This is a genomic window from Escherichia sp. MOD1-EC6819 (genome assembly GCF_002965765.1).
Lineage (GTDB): Bacteria > Pseudomonadota > Gammaproteobacteria > Enterobacterales > Enterobacteriaceae > Escherichia > Escherichia ruysiae.
In genome coordinates this window covers 130,112-152,674 of sequence record NZ_PTRG01000011.1, presented here as the reverse complement: position 1 = coordinate 152,674, position 22,563 = coordinate 130,112, and the positions used below count along the sequence as shown (strand labels likewise).

The 22,563-nt window shown below is 54.5% G+C and carries 23 protein-coding genes; 9 read left to right on the top strand and 14 right to left on the bottom strand.

Annotated features, from left to right (window positions below; genetic code table 11):
- The first annotated feature begins 6 nt into the window (after window positions 1-6).
- The 5 genes from A7Z06_RS17035 (at window position 7) to A7Z06_RS17015 (ending at window position 5,634) form a co-directional block, all read left to right on the top strand.
- Window positions 7-1,074 (top strand): HlyD family secretion protein, encoded by a 1,068-nt coding sequence (locus tag A7Z06_RS17035; protein ID WP_000357899.1) that lies wholly within the window; start codon window positions 7-9, stop codon window positions 1,072-1,074.
- Window positions 1,071-3,806, top strand: coding sequence for a ribosome-associated ATPase/putative transporter RbbA (gene rbbA / locus A7Z06_RS17030; protein ID WP_105279507.1), 2,736 nt, complete (start codon window positions 1,071-1,073; stop codon window positions 3,804-3,806). The genes A7Z06_RS17035 and rbbA overlap by 4 nt, the downstream gene beginning before the upstream one ends.
- A complete protein-coding gene (locus A7Z06_RS17025; RefSeq protein WP_105279506.1) occupies window positions 3,806-4,930 on the top strand; it encodes an ABC transporter permease in 1,125 nt (374 codons plus the stop codon). Before rbbA ends, A7Z06_RS17025 begins: the two co-directional genes overlap by 1 nt.
- Before the next feature lie 72 nt (window positions 4,931-5,002).
- Window positions 5,003-5,278: a type II toxin-antitoxin system HicA family toxin gene (locus A7Z06_RS17020; RefSeq protein ID WP_001260301.1), complete on the top strand. Its 276-nt coding sequence runs from the start codon at window positions 5,003-5,005 to the stop codon at window positions 5,276-5,278.
- The gene (locus tag A7Z06_RS17015; RefSeq protein ID WP_000593555.1) at window positions 5,275-5,634 is read left to right on the top strand and encodes a type II toxin-antitoxin system HicB family antitoxin; all 360 of its coding nucleotides are present in this window, start codon (window positions 5,275-5,277) and stop codon (window positions 5,632-5,634) included. Before A7Z06_RS17020 ends, A7Z06_RS17015 begins: the two co-directional genes overlap by 4 nt.
- Window positions 5,635-5,753: 119 nt before the next feature.
- Here A7Z06_RS17015 and nikR read toward each other — a convergent pair whose 3' ends face one another.
- From nikR to A7Z06_RS16975, 8 genes are all read right to left on the bottom strand, one after another.
- Window positions 5,754-6,155, bottom strand: a complete 402-nt coding sequence (gene nikR, locus A7Z06_RS17010; protein WP_001190062.1) for a nickel-responsive transcriptional regulator NikR — start codon at window positions 6,153-6,155, stop codon at window positions 5,754-5,756.
- 5 nt (window positions 6,156-6,160) lie between these two features.
- Window positions 6,161-6,967 (bottom strand): nickel import ATP-binding protein NikE, encoded by an 807-nt coding sequence (gene nikE, locus A7Z06_RS17005; protein WP_000173713.1) that lies wholly within the window; start codon window positions 6,965-6,967, stop codon window positions 6,161-6,163.
- Window positions 6,964-7,728 (bottom strand): nickel import ATP-binding protein NikD, encoded by a 765-nt coding sequence (gene nikD, locus A7Z06_RS17000; protein ID WP_001136205.1) that lies wholly within the window; start codon window positions 7,726-7,728, stop codon window positions 6,964-6,966. The genes nikE and nikD overlap by 4 nt, the downstream gene beginning before the upstream one ends.
- A complete protein-coding gene (gene nikC / locus A7Z06_RS16995; RefSeq protein WP_105279505.1) occupies window positions 7,728-8,561 on the bottom strand; it encodes a nickel ABC transporter permease subunit NikC in 834 nt (277 codons plus the stop codon). The genes nikD and nikC overlap by 1 nt, the downstream gene beginning before the upstream one ends.
- A complete protein-coding gene (nikB, locus tag A7Z06_RS16990) occupies window positions 8,558-9,502 on the bottom strand; it encodes a nickel ABC transporter permease subunit NikB (RefSeq protein WP_000947092.1) in 945 nt (314 codons plus the stop codon). Before nikB ends, nikC begins: the two co-directional genes overlap by 4 nt.
- Window positions 9,502-11,076, bottom strand: coding sequence for a nickel ABC transporter substrate-binding protein (gene nikA, locus A7Z06_RS16985; RefSeq protein WP_000493117.1), 1,575 nt, complete (start codon window positions 11,074-11,076; stop codon window positions 9,502-9,504). Before nikA ends, nikB begins: the two co-directional genes overlap by 1 nt.
- Before the next feature lie 627 nt (window positions 11,077-11,703).
- Complete coding sequence (gene acpT, locus A7Z06_RS16980) at window positions 11,704-12,291, bottom strand: 4'-phosphopantetheinyl transferase AcpT (protein WP_000285798.1); 588 nt, start codon at window positions 12,289-12,291, stop codon at window positions 11,704-11,706.
- Window positions 12,292-12,345: 54 nt separating this feature from the next.
- Window positions 12,346-13,395 (bottom strand): AI-2E family transporter, encoded by a 1,050-nt coding sequence (locus A7Z06_RS16975; protein WP_010348517.1) that lies wholly within the window; start codon window positions 13,393-13,395, stop codon window positions 12,346-12,348.
- Window positions 13,396-13,493: 98 nt separating this feature from the next.
- On the opposite strand from A7Z06_RS16975, the gene A7Z06_RS16970 reads away from it, so the two are divergent.
- On the top strand, window positions 13,494-14,744 hold the full coding sequence (locus tag A7Z06_RS16970; RefSeq protein WP_123058185.1) for an MFS transporter: 1,251 nt from the start codon (window positions 13,494-13,496) through the stop codon (window positions 14,742-14,744).
- Window positions 14,745-14,747: 3 nt separating this feature from the next.
- Here the strand turns inward: A7Z06_RS16970 and dcrB are convergent, their stop codons facing one another.
- A complete protein-coding gene (dcrB, locus tag A7Z06_RS16965) occupies window positions 14,748-15,305 on the bottom strand; it encodes a phage sensitivity protein DcrB (RefSeq protein ID WP_001245287.1) in 558 nt (185 codons plus the stop codon).
- A 73-nt stretch (window positions 15,306-15,378) separates the two neighbouring features.
- Window positions 15,379-16,044, bottom strand: a complete 666-nt coding sequence (locus A7Z06_RS16960) for a 7-cyano-7-deazaguanine/7-aminomethyl-7-deazaguanine transporter (RefSeq protein WP_000991083.1) — start codon at window positions 16,042-16,044, stop codon at window positions 15,379-15,381.
- Between the two features lie 221 nt (window positions 16,045-16,265).
- On the opposite strand from A7Z06_RS16960, the gene tusA reads away from it, so the two are divergent.
- Window positions 16,266-16,511 (top strand): sulfurtransferase TusA, encoded by a 246-nt coding sequence (tusA, locus tag A7Z06_RS16950; protein WP_000130621.1) that lies wholly within the window; start codon window positions 16,266-16,268, stop codon window positions 16,509-16,511.
- Window positions 16,512-16,617: 106 nt separating this feature from the next.
- Here the strand turns inward: tusA and zntA are convergent, their stop codons facing one another.
- Entirely contained in the window at window positions 16,618-18,816 is a 2,199-nt protein-coding gene (gene zntA, locus A7Z06_RS16945; RefSeq protein WP_000106613.1) for a Zn(II)/Cd(II)/Pb(II) translocating P-type ATPase ZntA, read from the bottom strand.
- 73 nt (window positions 18,817-18,889) lie between these two features.
- On the bottom strand, window positions 18,890-19,516 hold the full coding sequence (locus A7Z06_RS16940) for a lysoplasmalogenase (protein ID WP_000964714.1): 627 nt from the start codon (window positions 19,514-19,516) through the stop codon (window positions 18,890-18,892).
- A gap of 141 nt (window positions 19,517-19,657) precedes the next feature.
- Here A7Z06_RS16940 and A7Z06_RS16935 point away from each other — a divergent pair, with 141 nt between their 5' ends.
- Entirely contained in the window at window positions 19,658-20,017 is a 360-nt protein-coding gene (locus A7Z06_RS16935) for a DUF2500 domain-containing protein (RefSeq protein WP_000042879.1), read from the top strand.
- A 2-nt stretch (window positions 20,018-20,019) separates the two neighbouring features.
- On the opposite strand, the gene A7Z06_RS16930 is transcribed toward A7Z06_RS16935, so the two are convergent.
- Both A7Z06_RS16930 and rsmD read right to left on the bottom strand, forming a co-directional pair.
- Window positions 20,020-20,289 carry a DUF1145 family protein gene (locus tag A7Z06_RS16930; protein WP_001517271.1) on the bottom strand — a complete coding sequence of 90 codons (270 nt, stop codon included), beginning with the start codon at window positions 20,287-20,289 and terminating at the stop codon, window positions 20,020-20,022.
- Window positions 20,279-20,875 (bottom strand): 16S rRNA (guanine(966)-N(2))-methyltransferase, encoded by a 597-nt coding sequence (rsmD, locus tag A7Z06_RS16925; RefSeq protein ID WP_000743185.1) that lies wholly within the window; start codon window positions 20,873-20,875, stop codon window positions 20,279-20,281. The genes A7Z06_RS16930 and rsmD overlap by 11 nt, the downstream gene beginning before the upstream one ends.
- 149 nt (window positions 20,876-21,024) lie before the next feature.
- Here rsmD and ftsY point away from each other — a divergent pair, with 149 nt between their 5' ends.
- Window positions 21,025-22,563: a signal recognition particle-docking protein FtsY gene (ftsY, locus tag A7Z06_RS16920; RefSeq protein ID WP_001040605.1), complete on the top strand. Its 1,539-nt coding sequence runs from the start codon at window positions 21,025-21,027 to the stop codon at window positions 22,561-22,563.

The window sequence follows — 22,563 nt, the reverse complement described above, 5'->3', positions numbered from 1 at the left end:
TCGATTATGGATAAGATTAAGCGCCATCTGGCGTGGTGGGTTGTAGGGTTACTGGCGGTTGCTGCCGTCCTGGCGTGGTGGTTATTGCGTCCGGCAGGTGTACCGGAGGGTTTTGCCGTCAGTAATGGTCGCATTGAAGCGACGGAAGTGGATATCGCCAGTAAAATTGCCGGGCGTATCGACACCATTCTGGTGAAAGAGGGGCAGTTTGTCCGTGAAGGTGAAGTGCTGGCGAAGATGGACACTCGCGTGTTGCAGGAGCAGCGACTGGAAGCCATCGCGCAAATCAAAGAGGCGCAAAGTGCTGTTGCCGCCGCGCAGGCTTTGCTGGAACAGCGGCAAAGTGAAACTCGTGCCGCACAGTCACTGGTTAATCAACGCCAGGCCGAACTGGACTCCGTTGCCAAACGTCATACGCGTTCCCGCTCGCTCGCCCATCGTGGAGCTATTTCTGCGCAACAACTGGATGACGACCGCGCCGCCGCCGAAAGCGCCCGTGCTGCGCTGGAATCGGCAAAAGCCCAGGTTTCGGCTTCTAAAGCCGCTATAGAAGCGGCTCGTACCAATATCATTCAGGCACAAACGCGTGTAGAAGCTGCGCAAGCCACTGAACGGCGCATTGCCGCAGATATCGATGACAGTGAACTAAAAGCCCCGCGCGATGGGCGTGTGCAGTATCGGGTTGCTGAGCCAGGCGAAGTGCTGGCGGCAGGCGGTCGGGTGCTGAATATGGTCGATCTGAGCGACGTTTATATGACCTTCTTCCTGCCAACCGAACAGGCGGGCACACTGAAACTAGGCGGCGAAGCACGGCTGATCCTCGATGCCGCGCCAGATTTGCGTATTCCTGCGACCATCAGTTTTGTCGCCAGCGTCGCCCAGTTCACGCCAAAAACCGTCGAAACCAGCGATGAACGGCTGAAACTGATGTTCCGCGTCAAAGCGCGTATCCCACCGGAATTACTCCAGCAACATCTGGAATATGTCAAAACCGGTTTGCCGGGCGTGGCGTGGGTGCGGGTGAACGAAGAACGTCCGTGGCCTGAAGACCTGGTGGTGAGGTTGCCGCAATGACGCATCTGGAACTGGTTCCCGTTCCGCCTGTCGCGCAACTGGCGGGCGTGAGCCAGCATTATGGAAAAACCGTTGCGCTGAACAATATCACTCTCGATATTCCGGCACGCTGCATGGTCGGGCTGATTGGCCCGGACGGCGTCGGGAAGTCGAGTTTGTTATCGCTGATTTCCGGTGCCCGCGTCATTGAGCAGGGCAACGTGATCGTGCTGGGCGGCGATATGCGCGACCCGAAGCATCGCCGCGACGTCTGCCCGCGTATCGCCTGGATGCCGCAGGGGCTGGGCAAAAACCTCTACCACACCTTGTCGGTATATGAAAACGTCGATTTTTTCGCCCGCCTGTTCGGTCACGACAAAGCGGAGCGGGAAGTCCGAATTAATGAGCTGCTGACCAGCACCGGGTTAGCACCGTTTCGCGATCGTCCAGCGGGAAAGCTCTCCGGCGGGATGAAGCAAAAACTTGGACTATGCTGTGCGTTAATCCACGACCCGGAATTGTTGATTCTTGATGAGCCAACGACGGGGGTTGACCCGCTCTCTCGCGCTCAGTTCTGGGATCTCATCGACAGTATTCGCCAGCGGCAGAGCAATATGAGCGTGCTGGTCGCCACCGCCTATATGGAAGAGGCCGAACGCTTCGACTGGCTGGTGGCGATGAATGCCGGAGAAGTGCTGGCGACCGGTAGCGCCGAAGAACTGCGTCAGCAAACGCAAAGCGCCACGCTGGAAGAAGCATTTATTAATCTGTTACCGCAAGCGCAACGCCAGGCGCATCAGGCGGTAGTGATCCCACCGTATCAACCTGAAAACGCAGAGATTGCCATCGAAGCGCGCGATCTGACCATGCGTTTTGGTTCCTTCGTTGCCGTTGATCACGTCAATTTCCGCATTCCACGCGGGGAGATTTTTGGCTTCCTCGGTTCGAACGGCTGCGGTAAATCCACCACCATGAAAATGCTTACTGGGCTGCTGCCCGCCAGCGAAGGTGAGGCGTGGCTGTTTGGGCAACCGGTTGATCCAAAAGATATCGATACCCGTCGTCGGGTGGGGTATATGTCGCAGGCGTTTTCGCTCTATAACGAACTCACCGTGCGGCAAAACCTGGAGTTACATGCTCGTTTGTTTCACATCCCGGAAGCGGAAATTCCTGCGCGAGTGGCTGAAATGAGCGAGCGTTTTAAGCTCAATGACGTTGAAGATGTGCTGCCGGAGTCATTGCCGCTCGGCATTCGCCAGCGGCTTTCGCTGGCGGTGGCGGTGATTCATCGCCCGGAGATGTTAATCCTCGATGAGCCTACTTCTGGTGTCGATCCGGTGGCGAGGGATATGTTCTGGCAGTTGATGGTCGATCTCTCGCGCCAGGACAAAGTGACCATTTTCATCTCCACCCACTTTATGAACGAAGCGGAACGCTGCGACCGTATCTCGCTGATGCACGCCGGAAAAGTGCTCGCCAGCGGTACACCGCAGGAACTGGTTGAGAAACGCGGAGCCGCCAGTCTGGAAGAGGCATTTATCGCCTGTTTGCAGGAGGCGGCGGGGCAGAGCAACGAAGCCGAAGCACCGCCCGTGGTGCGCAACGCTACCCATGCGCCGCGTCAGGGATTTAGCCTGCGCCGTCTGTTTAGCTACAGCCGCCGCGAAGCACTGGAACTGCGACGCGATCCGGTGCGTTCGACGCTGGCGCTGATGGGAACGGTGATCCTGATGCTGATAATGGGCTATGGCATCAGTATGGATGTGGAAAACCTGCGCTTTGCGGTGCTCGACCGCGACCAGACCGTCAGCAGCCAGGCGTGGACGCTCAATCTCTCCGGTTCCCGTTACTTTATCGAACAGCCGCCGCTCACCAGTTATGACGAACTTGACCGCCGGATGCGTGCGGGCGATATCACGGTGGCGATTGAGATCCCGCCCAATTTCGGGCGTGATATCGCGCGTGGTACGCCTGTGGAGCTCGGTGTCTGGATCGACGGTGCGATGCCCAGCCGTGCCGAAACGGTAAAAGGTTACGTGCAGGCGATGCACCAGAGTTGGTTACAGGATGTGGCGAGCCGGCAATCGACGCCCGCCAGCCAAAGCGGACTGATGAATATTGAGACGCGCTATCGCTATAACCCGGACGTAAAAAGCCTGCCAGCGATTGTTCCGGCGGTGATCCCGCTTCTGCTGATGATGATCCCGTCAATGCTAAGCGCCCTTAGCGTGGTGCGGGAAAAAGAGTTGGGGTCGATTATCAACCTTTACGTGACCCCCACCACGCGTAGCGAATTTTTGCTCGGCAAACAGCTACCGTACATCGCGCTGGGGATGCTGAACTTTTTCCTGCTCTGCGCCTTGTCGGTGTTTGTGTTTGGTGTGCCGCATAAAGGCAGCTTCCTGACGCTCACCCTGGCGGCGTTGCTGTATATCATCATTGCCACCGGAATGGGGCTGCTGATCTCCACTTTTATGAAGAGCCAGATTGCCGCCATTTTCGGTACGGCGATTATCACGTTGATTCCGGCGACGCAGTTTTCCGGGATGATCGATCCGGTGGCATCGCTGGAAGGGCCGGGGCGTTGGATCGGCGAGGTTTATCCTACCAGTCATTTTCTGACTATCGCGCGCGGGACGTTTTCGAAGGCGCTGGATCTGACGGACTTGTGGCAACTTTTTATCCCGTTGCTGATAGCCATACCGCTGGTGATGGGCTTAAGCATCCTGCTGCTGAAAAAACAGGAGGGATGATGCGCCATTTACGCAATATTTTTAATCTGAGTATCAAAGAGTTGCGCAGCCTGCTTGGTGATAAAGCAATGCTGACGCTGATTATCTTCTCGTTTACGGTGTCGGTGTACTCGTCGGCAACCGTCACGCCAGGATCGTTAAACCTGGCGCCGATCGCCATTGCCGATATGGATCAATCGCAGTTGTCGAACCGGATCGTTAACAGCTTCTACCGCCCGTGGTTTTTGCCGCCGGAGATGATCACCGCCGATGAGATGGATGCCGGACTGGACGCCGGGCGCTATACCTTTGCGGTAAATATTCCGCCTAATTTTCAGCGTGATGTCCTCGCCGGACGCCAGCCGGATATTCAGGTGAACGTCGATGCCACGCGCATGAGCCAGGCATTCACTGGCAACGGGTATATCCAGAATATTATCAACGGTGAAGTGAACAGCTTTATCGCGCGCTACCGTGATAACAGCGAACCGTTGGTATCGCTGGAAACCCGGATGCGCTTTAACCCGAATCTCGATCCCGCGTGGTTTGGTGGGGTGATGGCGATCATCAACAACATTACCATGCTGGCGATTGTATTGACCGGATCGGCGCTGATCCGCGAGCGTGAACACGGCACGGTGGAACATTTACTGGTGATGCCGATAACGCCGTTTGAGATCATGATGGCGAAGGTCTGGTCGATGGGGCTGGTGGTGCTGGTGGTATCGGGATTATCGCTGGTGCTGATGGTAAAAGGCGTGCTGGGCGTACCGATAGAAGGCTCGATCCCGCTGTTTATGCTTGGCGTGGCGCTCAGTCTGTTTGCCACCACGTCAATCGGCATTTTCATGGGGACGATAGCGCGCTCAATGCCGCAACTGGGGCTGCTGGTGATTCTGGTGCTGCTGCCGCTGCAAATGCTTTCCGGTGGTTCCACGCCGCGCGAAAGTATGCCGCAGATGGTGCAGGACATTATGCTGACCATGCCGACGACACACTTTGTCAGCCTCGCGCAGGCCATTCTCTACCGTGGTGCCGGATTTGAAATCGTCTGGCCGCAGTTCCTGACGCTGATGGCAATTGGCGGCGCGTTTTTCACCATCGCGCTGCTGCGATTCAGAAAGACGATTGGGACAATGGCGTAAGGAAGGGAAACTTGACTTCATATTGTGATGTCATACTATTGATGTCATAAAGTGAAGTCATAAGGACATGCCATGAGAACACAGGTACAGGCTTTACGGAAGAAACAAAAAAATACATTGGATCAAATATTTAAATCTCCTGTTCCTCAAGGGATTAAGTGGTCTGATATAGAGTCACTGGTTAAAGCATTAGGCGGAGAAATTAAGGAAGGAAGAGGCTCGCGTTGTAAGTTCATACTAAATATGAGCGTTGCGTGTTTCCATCGGCCTCATCCGTCGCCAGATACCGATAAAGGCGCTGTAGAAAGCGTGCGTGACTGGTTACTAAGTATAGGGGTAAAACCATGATCAAACTGAAGACGCCAAATTCTATGGAGATTGCCGGGCAACCTGCTGTAATTACCTATGTGCCAGAACTGAATGCATTTCGTGGCAAATTCCTGGGCTTGTCAGGTTATTGTGATTTTGTCTCTGACAGCATTCAGGGGCTGCAAAAAGAGGGGGAGCTTTCCCTGCGAGAGTATCTTGAGGATTGTAAAGCTGCGGGTATTGAGCCTTATGCGCGTACAGAAAAGATTAAGACCTTTACGTTACGCTATCCAGAATCGCTGAGTGAACGCCTTAATAATGCGGCTGCGCAGCAACAAGTCTCTGTTAATACCTATATTATTGAAACGCTGAATGAGCGTTTGAATCATTTATAAATTTTAGCGGCGTTCATTACGCAGAACATCTGCCTTTACAGGATCTATCTATGCAACTGAACTTAATTTTATAAATTAAGTTCAGTTAATATCTTTTCTTTCCGCGTTTCAGAAATAACTCAATCTTCCTTCGGCAGGCACTGTAAATGCCCGTGTCGCACGCCGCGCTGGGCGATAACGTCATCGGCAAAATGCTGCACGTCACCCATGTCACCTTTCAGCACGGCGATTTCCAGACAGTCGTCGTGATTAATGTGGACATGCAGCGTGGCGACCGAGAGATCGTGGTGGTGATGCTGGGTGGAGACAATACGGCTGGCTAAGTCGCGTTTTTCGTGTTCATACACATACGACAGCACTGCGAAACCTTGTGTGCCGTGCTGCTGGGTGGCCTCCTGCGCCAGGGCGCTGCGCAGAATATCGCGGATAGCTTCGGAACGGTTGTTATAGCCACGACGCTGGCTCAGGCTGTCCAGCGTCTCCAGTAAATCGTCATCAAGCGTGATGGTGACTCGTTGCATTTGCGTTAAACCTTTTCAGTGGCGCGACGGCGCACGGGGAATGCGGGTAATACCGCGTTTTGTAGCACACGTCCGGCGTCAGAGGAAAAAGTTAATTTCTCTCCCACCACCTGGGTTTCGACGATTTGTCCGTTGTCCATCACCATCACCCGCTGACAGAAACGTTCTACAAGGCGTAAGTCGTGGGTGATGAACAGGCAGGCGGTGCCAAACTGTTGTTGTAGCTTTTTCAGTAGACGAATGACGCCCGCTTGTAACACGAGATCAAGGTTAGAAACGGCTTCATCCAGAATCAGCAGTTTCGGTTCGACCGCCAGCGCGCGCGCCAGGCAGACGCGCTGGAGCTGACCGCCGCTTAATTGCGGTGGGCGTTTGTCGAGCACGCTGTCATCGAGATCTACCGCCTTCAGCATTTCACTGGCGCGCGCCAGTTGTTCGGCTTTTTTCAGCGATAGCAGGTGGCGCATCGGTTCTCGCAGGATCTCGCGCACGGTTTTGCGTGGGTTAACGGCGCTGATGGAGTCTTGAAACACCATCTGAATATCACGGCGGAACGCTTTACGTTGCGCGCGATTGAGTTTCGCCAGCGGTTCGCCACGCCAGCTAATATTCCCTTGTGAGGGCGACTCTAAGCCTACCAGCAGCCGCGCGAGGGTACTCTTTCCGCAGCCACTGCGTCCCAGCAGGGCGACGGTTTCACCGCTTTTCAGGGTCAGAGAAACGTTATTGAGTACCGCCTGATGCTGGTGCTTACCGCTGAATCCACCGTGCGCATAGTGATGTGAAAGGTTGGAGACGTTAAGTAAAGTCATGATGCCAGCTCCATACCGTAGAGGGCGAGATGAGCGGAAACCAGGCTGCGCGTCACCGTATGTTTGGGGGCGTTAAACAGCGTTTCTACATCGCCCTGTTCGACAATCTTACCGTGTGACATCACAGCCACGTCATCTGCCAGACGCGCCACCACGCCCATATCATGGGTCACCAGCAGCATCCCCGGCGCTTGTTTTTGCATAATGCTTTCCAGTAGATCGAGGATGCGCGCTTGCGCTACTACATCAAGGTCGGTGGTTGGTTCATCGGCGATGATAAACGGCGATTCGCACAGCACCGCCATCGCAATCATCATGCGCTGCAACATACCGCCGCTCATCTCGAACGGGTACAGCTTCAGCACGCGCGCGGCGTTTTCCAGCCCCACCGCTTCTATGGCAGCGATAAGCGTGGCGTCATCGGCGGGTTTCCCCAGTGCCAGGCAGGTTTCCCGCGCGTGGGTGTGCATGGTGTGCAGCGGATTAAAGGCGCTGCGCGGGTTCTGCATGATGGTGGCAATTTTGATACCGCGTAGCGCGCAAGGCGAAACCGGTTTGCCATCGGCTAAAATTTCCCCCGCCGTCTGGCGAACGCCAGCGGGCAGAATGCCCAGCGCCGCCGCGCAGGTCAGTGATTTCCCGCTGCCGCTACCGCCGACTAACGCCAGCACACGCCCGCGTTTAAGGGTTAACGATACGCCGTGCACCAGCGGCTGCGCGGCCTGTAGCGCGATATTACGTAGTTCAATCTGTTGCGGCATTAGTGTGCGTGCTCCGTCACCAGATGAGGGTCCAGATGATCGCGCAGTGCGTCACCCACCAGGTTAAAGGCCATCACGCTGATAAACAGCGCCAGCCCCGGCCAGAACATTTGCAGCGGCTGAGTCCAGATATACTGACGCGCGTCGTTAATCATCACGCCCCATTCGGCGGTCGGCGCGGTCACGCCAAGGCCGAGGAAGGACATCCCCGCGATGTGAAGCATCATATGGCCGATATCCAGCGTCGCCAGCACCAGCAGCGAAGGGATCACCGCGCCTGCCAGATGATCGACAAACACCCGCACATGCCCCGCGCCGGAAAGTCGTGACGCCAGCACAAACTCGCGCTGGCGTAGCGAAATCACCAGGCTGCGCACCATGCGTGCATACCACGCCCAGTGCGACAGGGCGATGGCGATAATTACGTTGGTCAGCCCGGTGCCGAGCACGCCAACCATAAAGAACGACAGAATCGACGTCGGGAAGGTCATAAACATATCGGCGACGCGCATGGTGGCCTGATCAACGCGTCCGCCAATCAGTCCGGCGCTGCCGCCAATAACCAGCCCTAATGTCAGCACCAGCAGCAGGCAGGCCATTACCGAACCGAGCGACACGCGGGTCGCCGCCATCAGCCGCGAGAAAATATCACGCCCTAAGTGATCGGTGCCCAGCCAGTGCTGCGCATCCGGCGAGAGCAGGCGTGACGGCAGATCAATCGCCTGTGGGTCATACGGCAGCCACCACTGGCTGGTGAGCGCAATCAGCGCCAGCAGGGCGATAATGATCAGCGCCAGGCGTACCGACCAGCGGGAAGAGAGGAAAAAGTTCACGCGTGCGCTCCTTCATGACGACGAATACGCGGGTCCAGCGCGGCGTTGAGTAAATCAACAATCAAATTACAGACCACAAAAACCACCACCATCATCAGCGTAAAGCATTGAATCACCGGATAGTCACGGTTAAAAATCGCCGACACCGCATAGCGTCCGACCCCCGGCCAGGCAAAGATGTTTTCGATAATCATCGTCCCGCCGATCAGTTCGCCGATGTGCATCCCCACGGCGGTGATCATCGGCAACGAGGCATTGCGCAGGATGTGACGGCGTTCGGTCTGTTTAGCGTTAAGCCCGCGTAGCCGTGCCCAGGTCACGTGACGCTGACCGGCGACGTCCAGCATACTGGCGCGCAGCAGCCGCGCGTTAATCGCCAGCGACATAAAGGCGATGGAAACCGCCGGCAAAATGATGTGCTGCCAGTCGCCGTAGCCCATCGCGGGTAGCCATTGCAGATACACCGAAAACGCCATCACCAGTAAAAACGCCAGCCAGAAGTTAGGCATTGAGACGCCAAGAAACGCGATGAAACGCACGGCGAAATCCGGCAGGCGGTCGCGATGGCGCGCCGCCCAGATACCGAGCGGCACGGAAGTGAGCAGAATTAACACCAGCGCCGCGCCTGCCAGTTCCAATGTTGCGGGCAGGAAGTTCAGCATATCGTCGAGCACCGGGCGTTGGCTGGCGAATGAGATACCAAAGTCAAGATGCAGCGCCTTCCACAACCAGGTGCCGTACTGGACGTACAGCGGCTGATCCAGTCCCAGCATGGTGCGGGTAGAGGCCAGCATCTCCGGCGTCGGCGGCAGGTTAGATAAACGCAAATAGTCGAGCGCCGGGTCGCCGGTGCCGAGGCGCAACATCAGAAAAATGATCACCGAGGCGGCGAGCACCATCGGGATCAGCAGCAGAAGGCGGCGTAATACGTATCGCAACATTAAGGTTTCACCGGTTTAATCTGTTCGAACGGAATTTCGGTGGCGATCGGCGCGTAGGGGATGTTACCCAGATCCGGTTTTGATACCACCATCATTGAGATGTAACTGATAGGCAGATAAACCGCCTCGTCATGCAGACGGGTCAGAATGTCGCGATACAGCGCCTGACGTTGTGTTTCATCATGGGTCGCCAGCACTTCGCCGATCTCTTTATCAATCAGCGGCTTGTCGGCTAAACCTTGCTGTGCCTGGAAGTCAGCGTGCGACGGTACGCGCATTGAACTCAGGAAGGCGTGTGGATCGTATGGCGCGCCCCAGGTGCGGTGGAAAATCATGCCAAAACGACCGTCGCGCTGACGAGCATAGATACTGCTCTCTTCTTCGCCAATCAGCGAGACATCTGCGCCAATCTGGCGCATATCAGCCTGAATGATTTCCGCCATCGATTTGCTTAACGCATCGGTGCCGATGAACGAAAGTTCAATGCGCAGCGGCTGACCATTTTTCTCGCGGATGTCTTTGCCCGCAGGCAGCGTCCAACCGGCTTTTTCCAGCAACGCTTTCGCTTTTTGCGGATCGTACTGGCGTGGCTTCAGGCCGAGATTAGCGTAGGGCACGGAAGGGGCAAACAGGGTGTCGGCGACCTGCTGGGTGCCATACAACGCGTTATCAATCAGCGATTTTTTGTTTACCGCGTAATTAAGAGCTTCACGTACTGCCAGCTCGTTGGTGGGGGCTTTGGCGGTATTGAGCGCCAGCATCACGGTTTCGATCGGCTGTGACAGTTGGGTGTGGTAAGCCGGGTTCTGGCTAAAGCGGGCGAAGGTATCGAGCGGTAATAACCCTTCGTTTCCGTACAGCAGGTCGATATCGCCGGTTTCGAAAGCTACTGCGCGAGTGGTCGGATCCGGGATCACGTTGAAGGTGATCTTTTTAATCGCCGGCTTTTCGCCCCAGTAGTTTTCGTTACGGACGAAGACATCGTACTGATTCAGTTTCGATTCCTGCAAAACCCACGGCCCGGTGCCAATTGGCGCTTTAATCCCGTTCATGGTTTCATGGTTTTTAAACTGCGAGGGGGCGATAAAGCGGAAAGGGCGGGGCAGAGCCAGTTCTTGCAGGAAAGGATAGTAGGCGCTTTTCAGGGTGATTTGCAGCTCCGTTTTACTGAGTGCTTTAACATCAACAATCTGGTTTGCCAGCTCCAGCCAGGCGTGACGTTGGCGGTTATCGAGCACTACGCGGAAGTTTTCTGCCGCCGCCTCTGCATCGAACGGTTCACCGTTGGAGAATTTCACGTCATCACGCAGGGTGAAGGTCCAGGTTTTACCATCTTCTGAATGAGTCCAGCTTTTTGCCAGCCACGGGATCACCGAACCGTCTGCCTGATATTTCACCAGCGGTTCATAAACCATGCTCTGGGCGAACATCTGGTTAGGCGTGTAAAGGTGCGGGTTTAGTGGCCCGACATTCACCGGCCAGGCGGTGGTGATTTCATCTGGCGCGGCAGCATGGACGATAAAAGACGCACAAGCCAGCAGCGCAAATAGAGTGCGGTGGAGTGTGGAGAACATAGTAGCCCCAATGGATAAATAGTTGGCGAAATAAGTATGGCGACGATTCGCTATGTTGAAATCTGGTAGTGACTCTGCATATGCGGCCTGGGTGCGGCCTGTTCCCCTCACCCTAACCCTCTCCCCAGAGGGGCGAGGGGATGGTCCGTGCGCTTTTGTGACTGCAACTGCAATAGCCACTCATTGCACGGTGTGCCCCCTCTACCCGAAGGGGCGAGGGGATGGTCCGTGCGCTTTTGTGACTGCAACTGCAATCGCCACTCATTGCACGGTGTGCCCCCTCTACCCGAAGGGGCGAGGGGACGAGCCGTACGCTTTTGTGGCTGCAACTGCAATCGCCACTCATTGCACGGTGTGCCTCCTCTACCCAAAGGGGCGAGGGGATGGTCCGTGCGCTTTTGTGGCTGCAACTGCAATCGCCACTCATTGCACGGTGTGCCCCCTCTCCCTTTCAGGGAGAGGGTTGGGGTGAGGGTAAAATACGGTGATAATCCCACTACCTTCCCTAAAAACGGGGAAAACTGCGCCCGCTCATGTTGAGTCATCGATTTCAAGTATGACGATTTTAAGTATTCGTCATACTGATAACCTGTTCTGGATCAATAGATGGGCAGTCGGATGGGCGGATCAGTTAAGCGAATCGACCCATTGCACCGCGTCGGTGGTGAGCGTAAAGGGGGTAGGGGTGCAGATCGCCAGACTTAAATTTTCAAGCTGACAATGGCTGACAGACAGCGAGGACTGATAGGTGCTGTCTACGCTGACGATTTGCCAGGCGCTGCCGCCACGCTGTTTAACGATGGCTTCTTTGCGTGTCCAGATGCGCCAGAACATTTCCAGTTGCTGATCAGGATGCACAGCGTCCATTTCGGCATGTTCCCCGAGGCTAAACACCGTGTTTGCCAGCCAGTGCCAGTTGGCGCGCGGGCGAATCACTTCGATATCGCAGCCAACTTCGCCTTCATCGCTCAACAGCAGGGCGATATCGTCACCGCTATGACTTAAGTTGAACCATAGCGGGGTTTCCGGCGCGAATGCGGGTTTGCCCTGTTCACCGTAGATGATGTCCGGTAGCGGAGAAAGCACGTGTGAAAGCAATGCACGTCCCGCCAGCCAGCGTTCGCGTCGTGGACCTTGCGGTGCTTGATCGCGTAAAGCCGGTGGCAGTGGAACTGCGCTTAAGGTCGAAACTTTCCCCAGAACTATCCGATACATATCAGAGCCAACGTTTAATGGAAAAGGAAAGTGCGTATCGTATCACTTGTCGCCTCATCCCGGTAACCGACTTTTCGGTCGTCCCGGTCCCAGTAAAATCGCCAGTTTGCTGCCGCCTTTGGTGGTTTCCATCCAGATTTTACAGACGCTGGTTAATGGCACCGAAAGCAACATACCCACCGGACCGAGTAACCATCCCCAGACCAACAAAGAAAGAAATACCACCAGAGTGGACATTCCCAGTCGATGCCCCATCATCCGTGGCTCTAAAATATTGCCGATGACCATATGGACAACTAAAAACAGTGCACCGACCAGAATACATTCGTAAACGCCATTAAACAGCAACACCTGAATCATTGGCGGTACGGCGGAGATCACCGCGCCAATATTGGGAACGTAGTTGAGCAAAAACGCCAGTACCGCCCACATCAGCGCAAACTGTACGCCCATTAGCGCCAATCCCAGCCAGACGATGACGCCTGTCCATAAACTGAGCAGCGTCTTCAATGCAAGATAGTGCGAAACACCTTTTAAGGCGCGGTGTAGTCCGGCGATGTGAATCTGTGGATTATTCAACGCAAAACGCATTTTGTAAGGCACGTGGCGCACTTCAAACAGCATGAAAACTACGGTCATCACCAGCAGAAGCACGCTCGCCATTGCGCCGGAAAGCCCGGTCATCAGCGCCGTGGTGAAGGCGACAACTTTTTCCGAATCCATCCGCTGAAGCATTCGTTCGGGCGACATATGCAGATTAAGAAACGGTAACATCTCTTGTAATTTAAACAGCTTACGGGTCAGTTCCTTATTAAACTTCGGCAGCATAGAGATAAATTCGTTAAACGATGCCGCCAGTACGCCGACCAGCGCAGTAAGTGCTATCAGCATCACCACCACCACAATGGTAATGGCAATGGGGCGTTGTACTCCACGACGAATAAACCAGGTGACCAACGGATTGAGGACAATGGCGAAAAAGAGCGCCAGTAGCAGTTGCACAATGATATCTGCCGCTGCGTGAATGCCGGCGAGAATCACTACCAGCGAGGCCAGCTTGAGCAGAATATGCATTCCTGTTTTATCCGGTTGAAGGGTTTCCATTGGGGCTTCCTTGTGACTTTTTGTATTAAGTGTAGCGGGAGTCACGCCAGCAATATTCTGATTCTTACTGCTGATTTTCACGCCAGCCCGTGGTAAAAATGAAACACTGTTGTAAAAATGTGGTGATCCTCATGCCCGAACCCGTTGCCGAACCCGCGCTAAACGGATTGCGTCTTAACCTGCGCATTGTCTCCATTGTCATGTTTAACTTCGCCAGCTACCTCACCATCGGGTTGCCGCTCGCCGTATTGCCGGGCTATGTCCATGATGTGATGGGATTTAGTGCCTTCTGGGCGGGTTTAGTTATCAGCCTGCAATATTTCGCTACTTTGCTGAGTCGTCCACATGCCGGGCGTTACGCCGATTTGCTGGGACCCAAAAAGATAGTCGTCTTCGGGTTGTGCGGCTGCTTTTTGAGCGGGCTGGGGTATCTGACAGCAGGATTAACCGCCAGCCTGCCCGTCATCAGCCTGTTATTACTTTGCCTGGGGCGCGTGATCCTCGGAATTGGACAAAGTTTTGCCGGAACCGGATCGACACTGTGGGGCGTTGGCGTGGTTGGCTCGCTGCATATCGGGCGGGTAATTTCGTGGAACGGCATTGTCACTTACGGGGCGATGGCGATGGGCGCGCCGTTGGGCGTGCTGTTTTATCACTGGGGCGGGTTGCAGACGCTGGCATTAATCATTATGGCCGTGGCGCTGGTGGCCATTTTGTTGGCGATCCCGCGTCCGTCGGTGAAAGCCAGCAAAGGCAAGCCACTGCCGTTTCGCGCGGTGCTTGGGCGCGTCTGGCTGTATGGCATGGCGCTGGCACTGGCTTCTGCCGGATTTGGCGTCATCGCCACCTTTATCACACTGTTTTATGACGCTAAAGGTTGGGACGGTGCGGCCTTCGCGTTGACGCTGTTTAGTTGTGCGTTTGTCGGTACGCGACTGTTATTCCCTAACGGCATTAATCGTATCGGCGGCTTAAACGTGGCGATGATCTGCTTTAGCGTTGAGATAATCGGCCTGCTATTGGTTGGCGTAGCCACCGTACCGTGGATGGCGAAAATCGGCGTCTTACTGGCGGGGGCAGGGTTTTCGCTGGTGTTCCCGGCATTGGGCGTAGTGGCGGTAAAAGCGGTTCCACAGCAAAATCAGGGGGCGGCGCTGGCAACCTACACCGTATTTATGGATTTATCGCTTGGCGTGACCGGACCACTGGCTGGGCTGGTGATGAGCTGGGCGGGCGTACCGGTGATTTATCTGGCGGCGGCGGGGCTGGTAGCAATCGCGTTATTGCTGACGTGGCGATTAAAAAAACGGCCTCCGGAACACGTTCCTGAGACCGTCTCATCATCTTAAAATTTACTGAATAACCAGCGTATTAATGATGTTTTCTGCGGTGGTCTGCGCTTTTTGCTGATCGTCAGCTGGCAGCGTGATTTGCATGGTCAGCAGTTGATTACCCACGTTACCCAGAATGACGGAAGAGTACGCCGTCTGGCCTTTCGCGGAGATAATGCTGTCTAACTGCTGCATTTTGTGACCTTTCAGCTCAATAGATTTGTTGGTCACCACTTGCAGTTGCGGATCGCGGCTACGTTGCTGATCTTCCAGACGCTTCGCCAGCACACCCAGATCTTCTTTCGGGTCATCGCCCATGATGACGATGACTGCTTTCTGCCCGGTGGCGTCGGACCAGACGTGCATGTTATTGGCTTGCGTTCCCAGCTTACCGCTCTGGTCGGTCATATCTGCTGGCAGCGAGAAACTTAGCTTGCCATCAAGCAGGTTGACGGGATTTGCGGCAGCGTTACTTTCCGCGACAGTGCCTTCCGCCGTAGCGTTAGTGTCTTTATCATCACAGGCCGCAAGCCCCATAACCAGCAGGCCAATTCCGACATATTTAACCAGATTGCGCATTGACTTCTTCCTTATCGATAAACGGCCATAACGGCTCATTCATCCATCTTATCACAACTCTGATAACGAACCTTTAACTGGCCTGCAAAGCGTTGATTTCGGATTTATCTGCCAGTCTTTTCAATAGCATATTGAGTAATACGCCATACATTGGCAGGAAGAAAACGATGCTGATTAACACTTTGAAACAGTAATCAACCAGCGCGATTTCCATCCAGTGCTCGGCCATAAAAGCATCCGGGCTGCGCCAGAAAGCAATGAAGAAGAAAGCCAGCGTATCGCTGACGTTACCAAACAGTGTGGAAGCCGTCGGAGCCAGCCACCAGCGATGACTCTGACGCAGGCGGTTAAAAACGTGCACGTCGAGGATCTGCCCCAGCGCGTAGGCCATAAAGCTGGCGGTAGCGATACGGGCGACAAACAGGTTGAAGTGGGCGAGAACGCCGAATCCCTGCCATGAACCCATATAAAACAGTGATGAGATGACGTAGGAGATCAGCAACGCGGGGATCATCACCGCAAAGATGATGCGACGAGCCAGCGGTGCGCCAAAAATACGCACAGTCAGGTCGGTAGCAAGAAAAATAAACGGAAAGCTAAACGCGCCCCAGGTGGTATGAAAACCGAAAATAGAGACCGGAAGCTGTACCAGATAGTTACTGGAGGTGATCACCAACAGGTGAAATAACGATAACCAGAACAACGCCTTATAGCGTTGAGTTTGTGAGAAAGCGTTCATATTGTACCTTTTTGATTAGCCATTGGGGTGAGGGAACCCAATACGTACGACACGTTATTTTATAGTGAGATAATAACGTGCTTACCCTTTTTTCGAGCCGCCGCATGATACTGCTTTGGCTTGACAATGCAATGGTTAATTTTCACGCAATCGTTAACCTGGTTTGCTAACGGACTCACAGGGCGTAAACTAGCGCCGTTTTTTTATGTGATGAGAAGAAAATGACCGATCTCTTTTCCAGCCCTGACCACACACTCGACGCACTTGGCCTGCGCTGCCCGGAACCGGTGATGATGGTGCGCAAAACGGTGCGCAATATGCAGCCAGGCGAAACGTTGCTGATTATTGCCGATGATCCGGCCACGACCCGCGATATTCCTGGGTTTTGTACCTTTATGGAACATGAACTGGTCGCCAAAGAGACGGATGGACTGCCTTATCGTTATTTGATTCGTAAAGGCGGTTAATGGGGGAAGATTGGCTTCGATGCCGCCTTTTCCCCTCACCCTCTCCCCAGAGGAGCGAGGGGATCGATCGCGTCCAATTTTGCGATCGGTTTGCAGGCTGTCCCCATTACTTTCTGCGCAACAATCTTAACGCATTCGCCGTCACCAGCACCGTTGCTCCCGTATCTGCCAGCACAGCCAGCCACAGGCCGGTTATTCCTAAAAGCGTGGTGACAAGGAAGATCCCTTTCAGCCCCAGCGCAATGGTGATGTTCTGGCGGATATTAGCGTGAGTGGCGCGTGCCAGCTCAATCATTTGTACCAGACCGCGCAGGTGGTTATGCGTTAATGCCGCGTCGGCGGTTTCCAGCGCCACGTCTGTGCCACTGCCCATTGCAATCCCAATAGCTGCTGCTTTCATTGCTGGCGCGTCGTTAATACCGTCGCCGACCATCGCCAGCGGCGCATGTTGGTTCAGCTCGGTCACCGCTTTGACTTTATCTTCCGGTAGTAATCCGGCTTTAAATTCCAGCCCCAGTTCACCGGCAATCGCTGCCGCTGCGCGTGGATTATCGCCGGTGAGGATCACCCCTTTGACGCCCAGAGAGTTCAGTTCACTGATGGCAGTGGCGGCATCGGCGCGCAGGGTATCCTGCAATGCAATGACACCCAGCACGTCATCGTTACGCACTACCAGCACTACCGTTTGCCCGGCGCTTTCCAGTTCGTTAATCAAACCGGCAAATGCCTCGGCTGGATGTTTCCCGGCAGCGCATATCAGCACCCGCTCTCCGTTGACCTGCGCTTCAATGCCAGAGCCGACCAGCGCCCGCTGTGACTGGGCGGCGGGAATGGCGAGTGCAGCAACCTGTGCTTCACGAATGATGGCTTGCGCCAGTGGATGCGTTGCGCCTTGCTCGACCGCCGCCGCCAGCGCCAGCAGTTCAGATTCGCTAACGCCCGTTGCCGGATGAATCGCGGTAACGCGCGGTTTACCGACGGTCAGCGTACCGGTTTTATCAAATGCGACCTGGGTGACACGACCTAACTGCTCCAGCGCCGCACCACCTTTAATTAACGCTCCACGACGTGCCGCTGCTGCCAGTCCGGAGGTAATCGCTGCAGGCGTGGAGATAACTAACGCACACGGGCAGCCAATCAGCAGCAGCGTCAGCCCTTTATAAATCCACTCCTGCCAGCTGGCGGCAAACAGCAGCGGTGGCACCAGCGTCACCAGCAGAGCGACGGCCATAATCGCGGGCGTATAGATACGGCTAAAACGGTCGATAAATCGCTCAATGGGTGCGCGGCGTTCTTCAGCCTCTTCGATCAGCTTCAGAATGCGGTCAATGGCGCTGGCACCCGGTTCTGACAGCACTTCCAGCGTCACCAGACGGTCTACGCTGGTGGCGCCTGCAGGAACTTTATCGCCCGTTGCGCGCTCCACCGGAATGGATTCGCCGGTCAGGGCGCTTTCATCAAAACTGGCAAACGGTGAGAGCAGTTTACCGTCGGCAGGCAAACGCCCACCTGCCGCAACTTCAATCACATCGCCAGGGCGCAGGCTATTGATCGCCACCTCTTCCCGCTCACCGTTACGCAGACGCGTGGCGGTTTCTGGCTTCAGCGCCATTAACGCGCTGACCCCTTGACGTGCGCGGCTGGCGGCCCAGCCTTCCAGTCGTTCGCCAATCAAAAACAGCAGCAACACCATCGCAGCTTCTGCCGTTGCGCCAATAAACAGCGCGCCAATGGCGGCTACGCTCATTAACGTTTCAATGGCGAAGTAGCTGCCGGATTTGATCAGCCGTAATGCCTGGCGAGCAATCGGGTACAGACCAACTAGCGTGGTCGCGATAAACGCCAGTTGACCGAACGGATGATTAAACTGCTCCAGCCCCCAGCTGATTACCATCATCACAATAAGCGTAATCAGCGGCAGGTTTTCTTTCAGGCGTGATGCTTGTGGTTCTTCAGCGGCCTGTTCATCGCGCAGGGAATAGCCTGCTTTTTGCACCGCCGATTCAATTTGCGCACGGATATCATTGTCGGCATCTACAACCAGTTTTTCGGTAGCGAACAACACCTGTACCTGATTCACGCCAGAAAGCTGGCGCACGGCATTTTCCACTTTGCGCGCACAGGCGGCACAGTCCATGCCACTGACTTTCCAGCTATACCGGGTGCCGGAGACGTTTTCAGAGAGTGTTGGCGTGCTGGAACATGCGCCGTCGCAGCAACAGTCGTTGGCATTCTGTGCCGGGGTTAGCGGTTTGAACGCGGCAAATTGAGGGACTTTTTTGCCGTGATTGTCGGGAGTCGACATGGCATCCTCCGGTTAAGTTTTTTCTCATTAACCGAAGGATACACTCTGGAGTCGACTCCAGAGTCAAGTTTTATCAGAGATACAGCGAGCGGACGATGAGGAAGTGACCGGCAAAGTAGCAAGCCGCAGCAATAGCGTTATCCGCACGGAAGCGGCGGCGATAGTGGCTACCCAGCCAGACAAAGTTACTGATAAACAGCAACGAAGCGCCCATAAAGGCCGAGAGTGCCGGAGCGGTCGGACGGAAGAACCACAGTTCACCTGCCAGCCACACCATCACCAGCGTCATACCGATAAAAGTACAGACAGGCCAACGGAACTCCTCCAGACGCGTCCAGATAATGGCCAGCAATAGCGCGCCCAGAACCAGCAGTACCAGTGGCAGAGGCCAGAAGAAAGAGAGCGTCATCTGGCTGGCGAAATAGATGGTGTACAACAGGTGTGAGAGGAAAAATGCGCCGATAGCGTACATCAGACGCTGACGTGGCAATAGCGTTAGCGCATCGCCCAGCAGTGAGGCACACAGCCCCGCCAGCACAAGATAGCTAATAGCGTCGAACATCGGCGCTTGCCACGCCAGCAATAGCAGGAGAAGAAGGGTTAACGGTTTAAATACCCAGCGTTGCCAGGTTGGCCCACGGTACGATGCATCCACAGATAGCCATGCGGAAAGACAGACAGCGATAAACGACCAAAGCATCTTAGTTCCTTGAATTCGTTATTTTTTCGTAAGCGGAATGCCTACGGTCTTGCTATTCAGTTTAGTGGCGAGGATGGACGGATGACAACACCATAACTGGCAGGGTATGCTTATTTCCGCATTTTCCGATGAGGGATAAAGATGAGCAAACCACCTCTTTTCTTTATTGTTATCATTGGCTTAATTATCGTCGCCGCATCGTTTCGTTTTATGCAACAGCGGCGGGAAAAAGCTGATAATGATATGGCACCGCTCCAGCAAAAGCTGGTGGTGGTGAGTAACAAGCGGGAAAAACCGATTAACGATCGACGTTCGCGCCAGCAGGAAGTGACTCCGGCAGGCACCAGTATGCGCTATGAGGCGAGCTTCAAACCGCAAAGCGGCGGACTGGAGCAGACGTTCCGCCTCGACGCCCAGCAGTACCATGCCCTGACAGTGGGCGATAAAGGTACACTGAGCTATAAAGGAACGCGCTTTGTCAGCTTTGTTGGCGACAAATAAGATTATTTTTTAACTTTAAATTTCTTCTGCCAGACCAGCAGTTCAAACACGCCGAAAAGGAAAATACGTACCTTTTCGGCGGTGGTCATCTGCGGGCCATCTTTCGGCAAGGTCGATTTTAACAGCGCCAGTTGCATACCATGCATCAGCACGGTAAAAATCAGCGCCACGTTAACGAAAATATTCAGCGGGCGTGGGAATGGTTGAAAAAGATTGAGGATCAAAAATCCCCAAACGCAGAGCATTAACAAACGTCCAATATTAATCAGCATCACTTTCTCCTTGTGTTTCACGCTGATACAGCCGATAAGCGACCTGACCAGCCACTTTTTCGCGATATAACGACCAGTTGGCAGGAACGGCGGGCAGGCCATTTTCTACTTCACTTTCAACATATACCCAGGCTTCATCAGCCAGCCAACCGTTGTTTTCCAGTAAATTAATGGTTTCTTCCAACAAGCCACGGCGGAACGGAGGGTCAACAAACACAATATTATGCGGCGTTCCTTTTTGCATTAGAAAAGACATCGCATTGGTGTTCACGACTCGCGCATTGCCTGCTTTCAGCGTCGCGAGATTCTTGGTTAATTGCTGAGATACCGCGCGATCCATCTCAACCAGAGTAGCTTCCGCAGCGTAGCGTGACAAGGCTTCCAGCCCCAGCGCACCGCTACCTGCGAAGCAGTCCAGGCATTGCGCATCAACAATGACCGGCGCCAGCCAGTTAAACAGCGTTTCGCGCACGCGATCGGTGGTAGGACGTAGACCTGGGCTATCAGGAACCGGGAGTTTACGGCCTCGCCACTGCCCACCAATAATGCGGATTTGACCGCTGCCGGAATGATTCGGTTTTTTCATGGTAAATTGCTCAATCCGCCAGATAACACATACTTGCAGGCGGTGATGTGGATTAAGTTAAGTGGTAGACTATTTCATCATTTTTTTAGCTGCTATGTACATAGCGTTAACGCTGTGCCATGAAGCAACAGCGAGGAGTGTAGTCGCAGATGGCGAAAGAAAAAAAACGTGGCTTTTTTTCCTGGCTGGGCTTTGGTCAAAAAGAGCAGACCCCGGAAAAAGAGACAGAAACCCAAAACGAACAACCGGTTGTAGAAGAAATCGTCCAGGCGCAAGAGCCTGCGAAAGTTGCTGAACAACCCGTTGAAGAACAGCCGCAGGCGCATACTGAAGCTGAGGCGGAAACTTTTGCTGCCGACGTTGTGGAAGTCACTGAACAGGTTGCCGAAAGTGAAAAAGCGCAACCTGAAGCGGTTGTCGAGCCGGAAGTTATTGCAGAACCGGAGCCGATAGTTGAAGAAACGCCAGCGTCGGTAGTTGAACCTGAAGTCACGCCAGAGCCAGTGGCTATCGAGCGTGAAGAGCTGCCGCTGCCAGAAGACGTTAAAGTCGAAGAAGTTTCGCCAGAAGAGTGGCAGGCCGAAGCGGAAACCGTGGAGATTGTCGAAGCGGCGGAAGAACAAGCAGCGAAAGAAGAAATCACCGACGAAGAGCTGGAAGCACAGGCGCTGGCCGCTGAAGCGGCAGAAGAGGCGGTGATGGTCGTTCCTCCGGCAGAAGAAGATCAGCCGGTGGAAGAGGTAGCCCAGGAGCAGGAAAAACCAACCAAAGAAGGTTTCTTCGCTCGCCTGAAACGCAGCCTGCTGAAAACTAAGGAAAACCTCGGTTCCGGATTTATCAGCCTGTTCCGTGGTAAAAAAATCGACGATGATCTGTTTGAAGAGCTGGAAGAGCAATTGCTCATCGCCGATGTGGGCGTGGAAACCACGCGCAAAATCATCACCAATCTGACTGAAGGCGCGACCCGCAAACAGCTTCGCGATGCTGAGGCGCTCTACGGTCTGCTGAAAGAAGAGATGGGTGAGATTCTGGCGAAGGTCGATGAACCGCTGAATGTCGAAGGTAAAACACCGTTCGTGATTCTGATGGTAGGCGTCAATGGCGTGGGTAAAACCACGACTATCGGTAAGCTGGCGCGTCAGTTTGAACAACAAGGTAAATCGGTCATGCTGGCGGCGGGCGATACTTTCCGTGCAGCAGCGGTTGAACAGCTTCAGGTCTGGGGTCAGCGCAACAATATTCCGGTGATTGCCCAGCATACCGGCGCGGATTCCGCCTCAGTTATCTTCGACGCTATTCAGGCCGCTAAGGCGCGTAATGTTGATGTCCTGATTGCCGATACCGCCGGACGCTTGCAGAACAAATCGCACCTGATGGAAGAGCTGAAGAAAATCGTCCGCGTGATGAAGAAACTCGACGTTGAAGCGCCGCATGAAGTTATGCTGACTATCGATGCCAGCACTGGGCAGAATGCGGTAAGCCAGGCCAAACTGTTCCATGAAGCCGTCGGCTTAACCGGCATCACGTTAACTAAACTGGACGGCACGGCGAAAGGCGGAGTAATTTTCTCGGTGGCTGACCAGTTTGGTATTCCTATTCGCTATATTGGTGTCGGCGAACGTATTGAGGATTTGCGTCCGTTTAAGGCGGACGACTTTATAGAGGCACTTTTTGCCCGAGAGGATTAA

Bases quoted from the DNA above. Each gene is read 5' to 3' on its own strand.
- A7Z06_RS17020 (WP_001260301.1), top strand. From the start codon at position 5,003: ATGAGAACACAGGTACAGGCTTTACGGAAGAAACAAAAAAATACATTG.
- A7Z06_RS16935 (WP_000042879.1), top strand. From the start codon at position 19,658: ATGAGCAAACCACCTCTTTTCTTTATTGTTATCATTGGCTTAATTATC.
- A7Z06_RS17035 (WP_000357899.1), top strand. From the start codon at position 7: ATGGATAAGATTAAGCGCCATCTGGCGTGGTGGGTTGTAGGGTTACTG.
- nikE (WP_000173713.1), bottom strand. From the start codon at position 6,967: ATGACTTTACTTAACGTCTCCAACCTTTCACATCACTATGCGCACGGT.
- A7Z06_RS16960 (WP_000991083.1), bottom strand. From the start codon at position 16,044: ATGAACGCTTTCTCACAAACTCAACGCTATAAGGCGTTGTTCTGGTTA.
- nikR (WP_001190062.1), bottom strand. From the start codon at position 6,155: ATGCAACGAGTCACCATCACGCTTGATGACGATTTACTGGAGACGCTG.
- nikA (WP_000493117.1), bottom strand. From the start codon at position 11,076: ATGTTCTCCACACTCCACCGCACTCTATTTGCGCTGCTGGCTTGTGCG.
- tusA (WP_000130621.1), top strand. From the start codon at position 16,266: ATGACCGATCTCTTTTCCAGCCCTGACCACACACTCGACGCACTTGGC.
- dcrB (WP_001245287.1), bottom strand. From the start codon at position 15,305: ATGCGCAATCTGGTTAAATATGTCGGAATTGGCCTGCTGGTTATGGGG.
- A7Z06_RS16940 (WP_000964714.1), bottom strand. From the start codon at position 19,516: ATGCTTTGGTCGTTTATCGCTGTCTGTCTTTCCGCATGGCTATCTGTG.
- zntA (WP_000106613.1), bottom strand. From the start codon at position 18,816: ATGTCGACTCCCGACAATCACGGCAAAAAAGTCCCTCAATTTGCCGCG.
- ftsY (WP_001040605.1), top strand. From the start codon at position 21,025: ATGGCGAAAGAAAAAAAACGTGGCTTTTTTTCCTGGCTGGGCTTTGGT.
- rbbA (WP_105279507.1), top strand. From the start codon at position 1,071: ATGACGCATCTGGAACTGGTTCCCGTTCCGCCTGTCGCGCAACTGGCG.
- acpT (WP_000285798.1), bottom strand. From the start codon at position 12,291: ATGTATCGGATAGTTCTGGGGAAAGTTTCGACCTTAAGCGCAGTTCCA.
- A7Z06_RS17015 (WP_000593555.1), top strand. From the start codon at position 5,275: ATGATCAAACTGAAGACGCCAAATTCTATGGAGATTGCCGGGCAACCT.
- A7Z06_RS16975 (WP_010348517.1), bottom strand. From the start codon at position 13,395: ATGGAAACCCTTCAACCGGATAAAACAGGAATGCATATTCTGCTCAAG.
- nikD (WP_001136205.1), bottom strand. From the start codon at position 7,728: ATGCCGCAACAGATTGAACTACGTAATATCGCGCTACAGGCCGCGCAG.
- rsmD (WP_000743185.1), bottom strand. From the start codon at position 20,875: ATGAAAAAACCGAATCATTCCGGCAGCGGTCAAATCCGCATTATTGGT.
- A7Z06_RS17025 (WP_105279506.1), top strand. From the start codon at position 3,806: ATGCGCCATTTACGCAATATTTTTAATCTGAGTATCAAAGAGTTGCGC.
- A7Z06_RS16930 (WP_001517271.1), bottom strand. From the start codon at position 20,289: ATGCTGATTAATATTGGACGTTTGTTAATGCTCTGCGTTTGGGGATTT.
- A7Z06_RS16970 (WP_123058185.1), top strand. From the start codon at position 13,494: ATGAAACACTGTTGTAAAAATGTGGTGATCCTCATGCCCGAACCCGTT.
- nikB (WP_000947092.1), bottom strand. From the start codon at position 9,502: ATGTTGCGATACGTATTACGCCGCCTTCTGCTGCTGATCCCGATGGTG.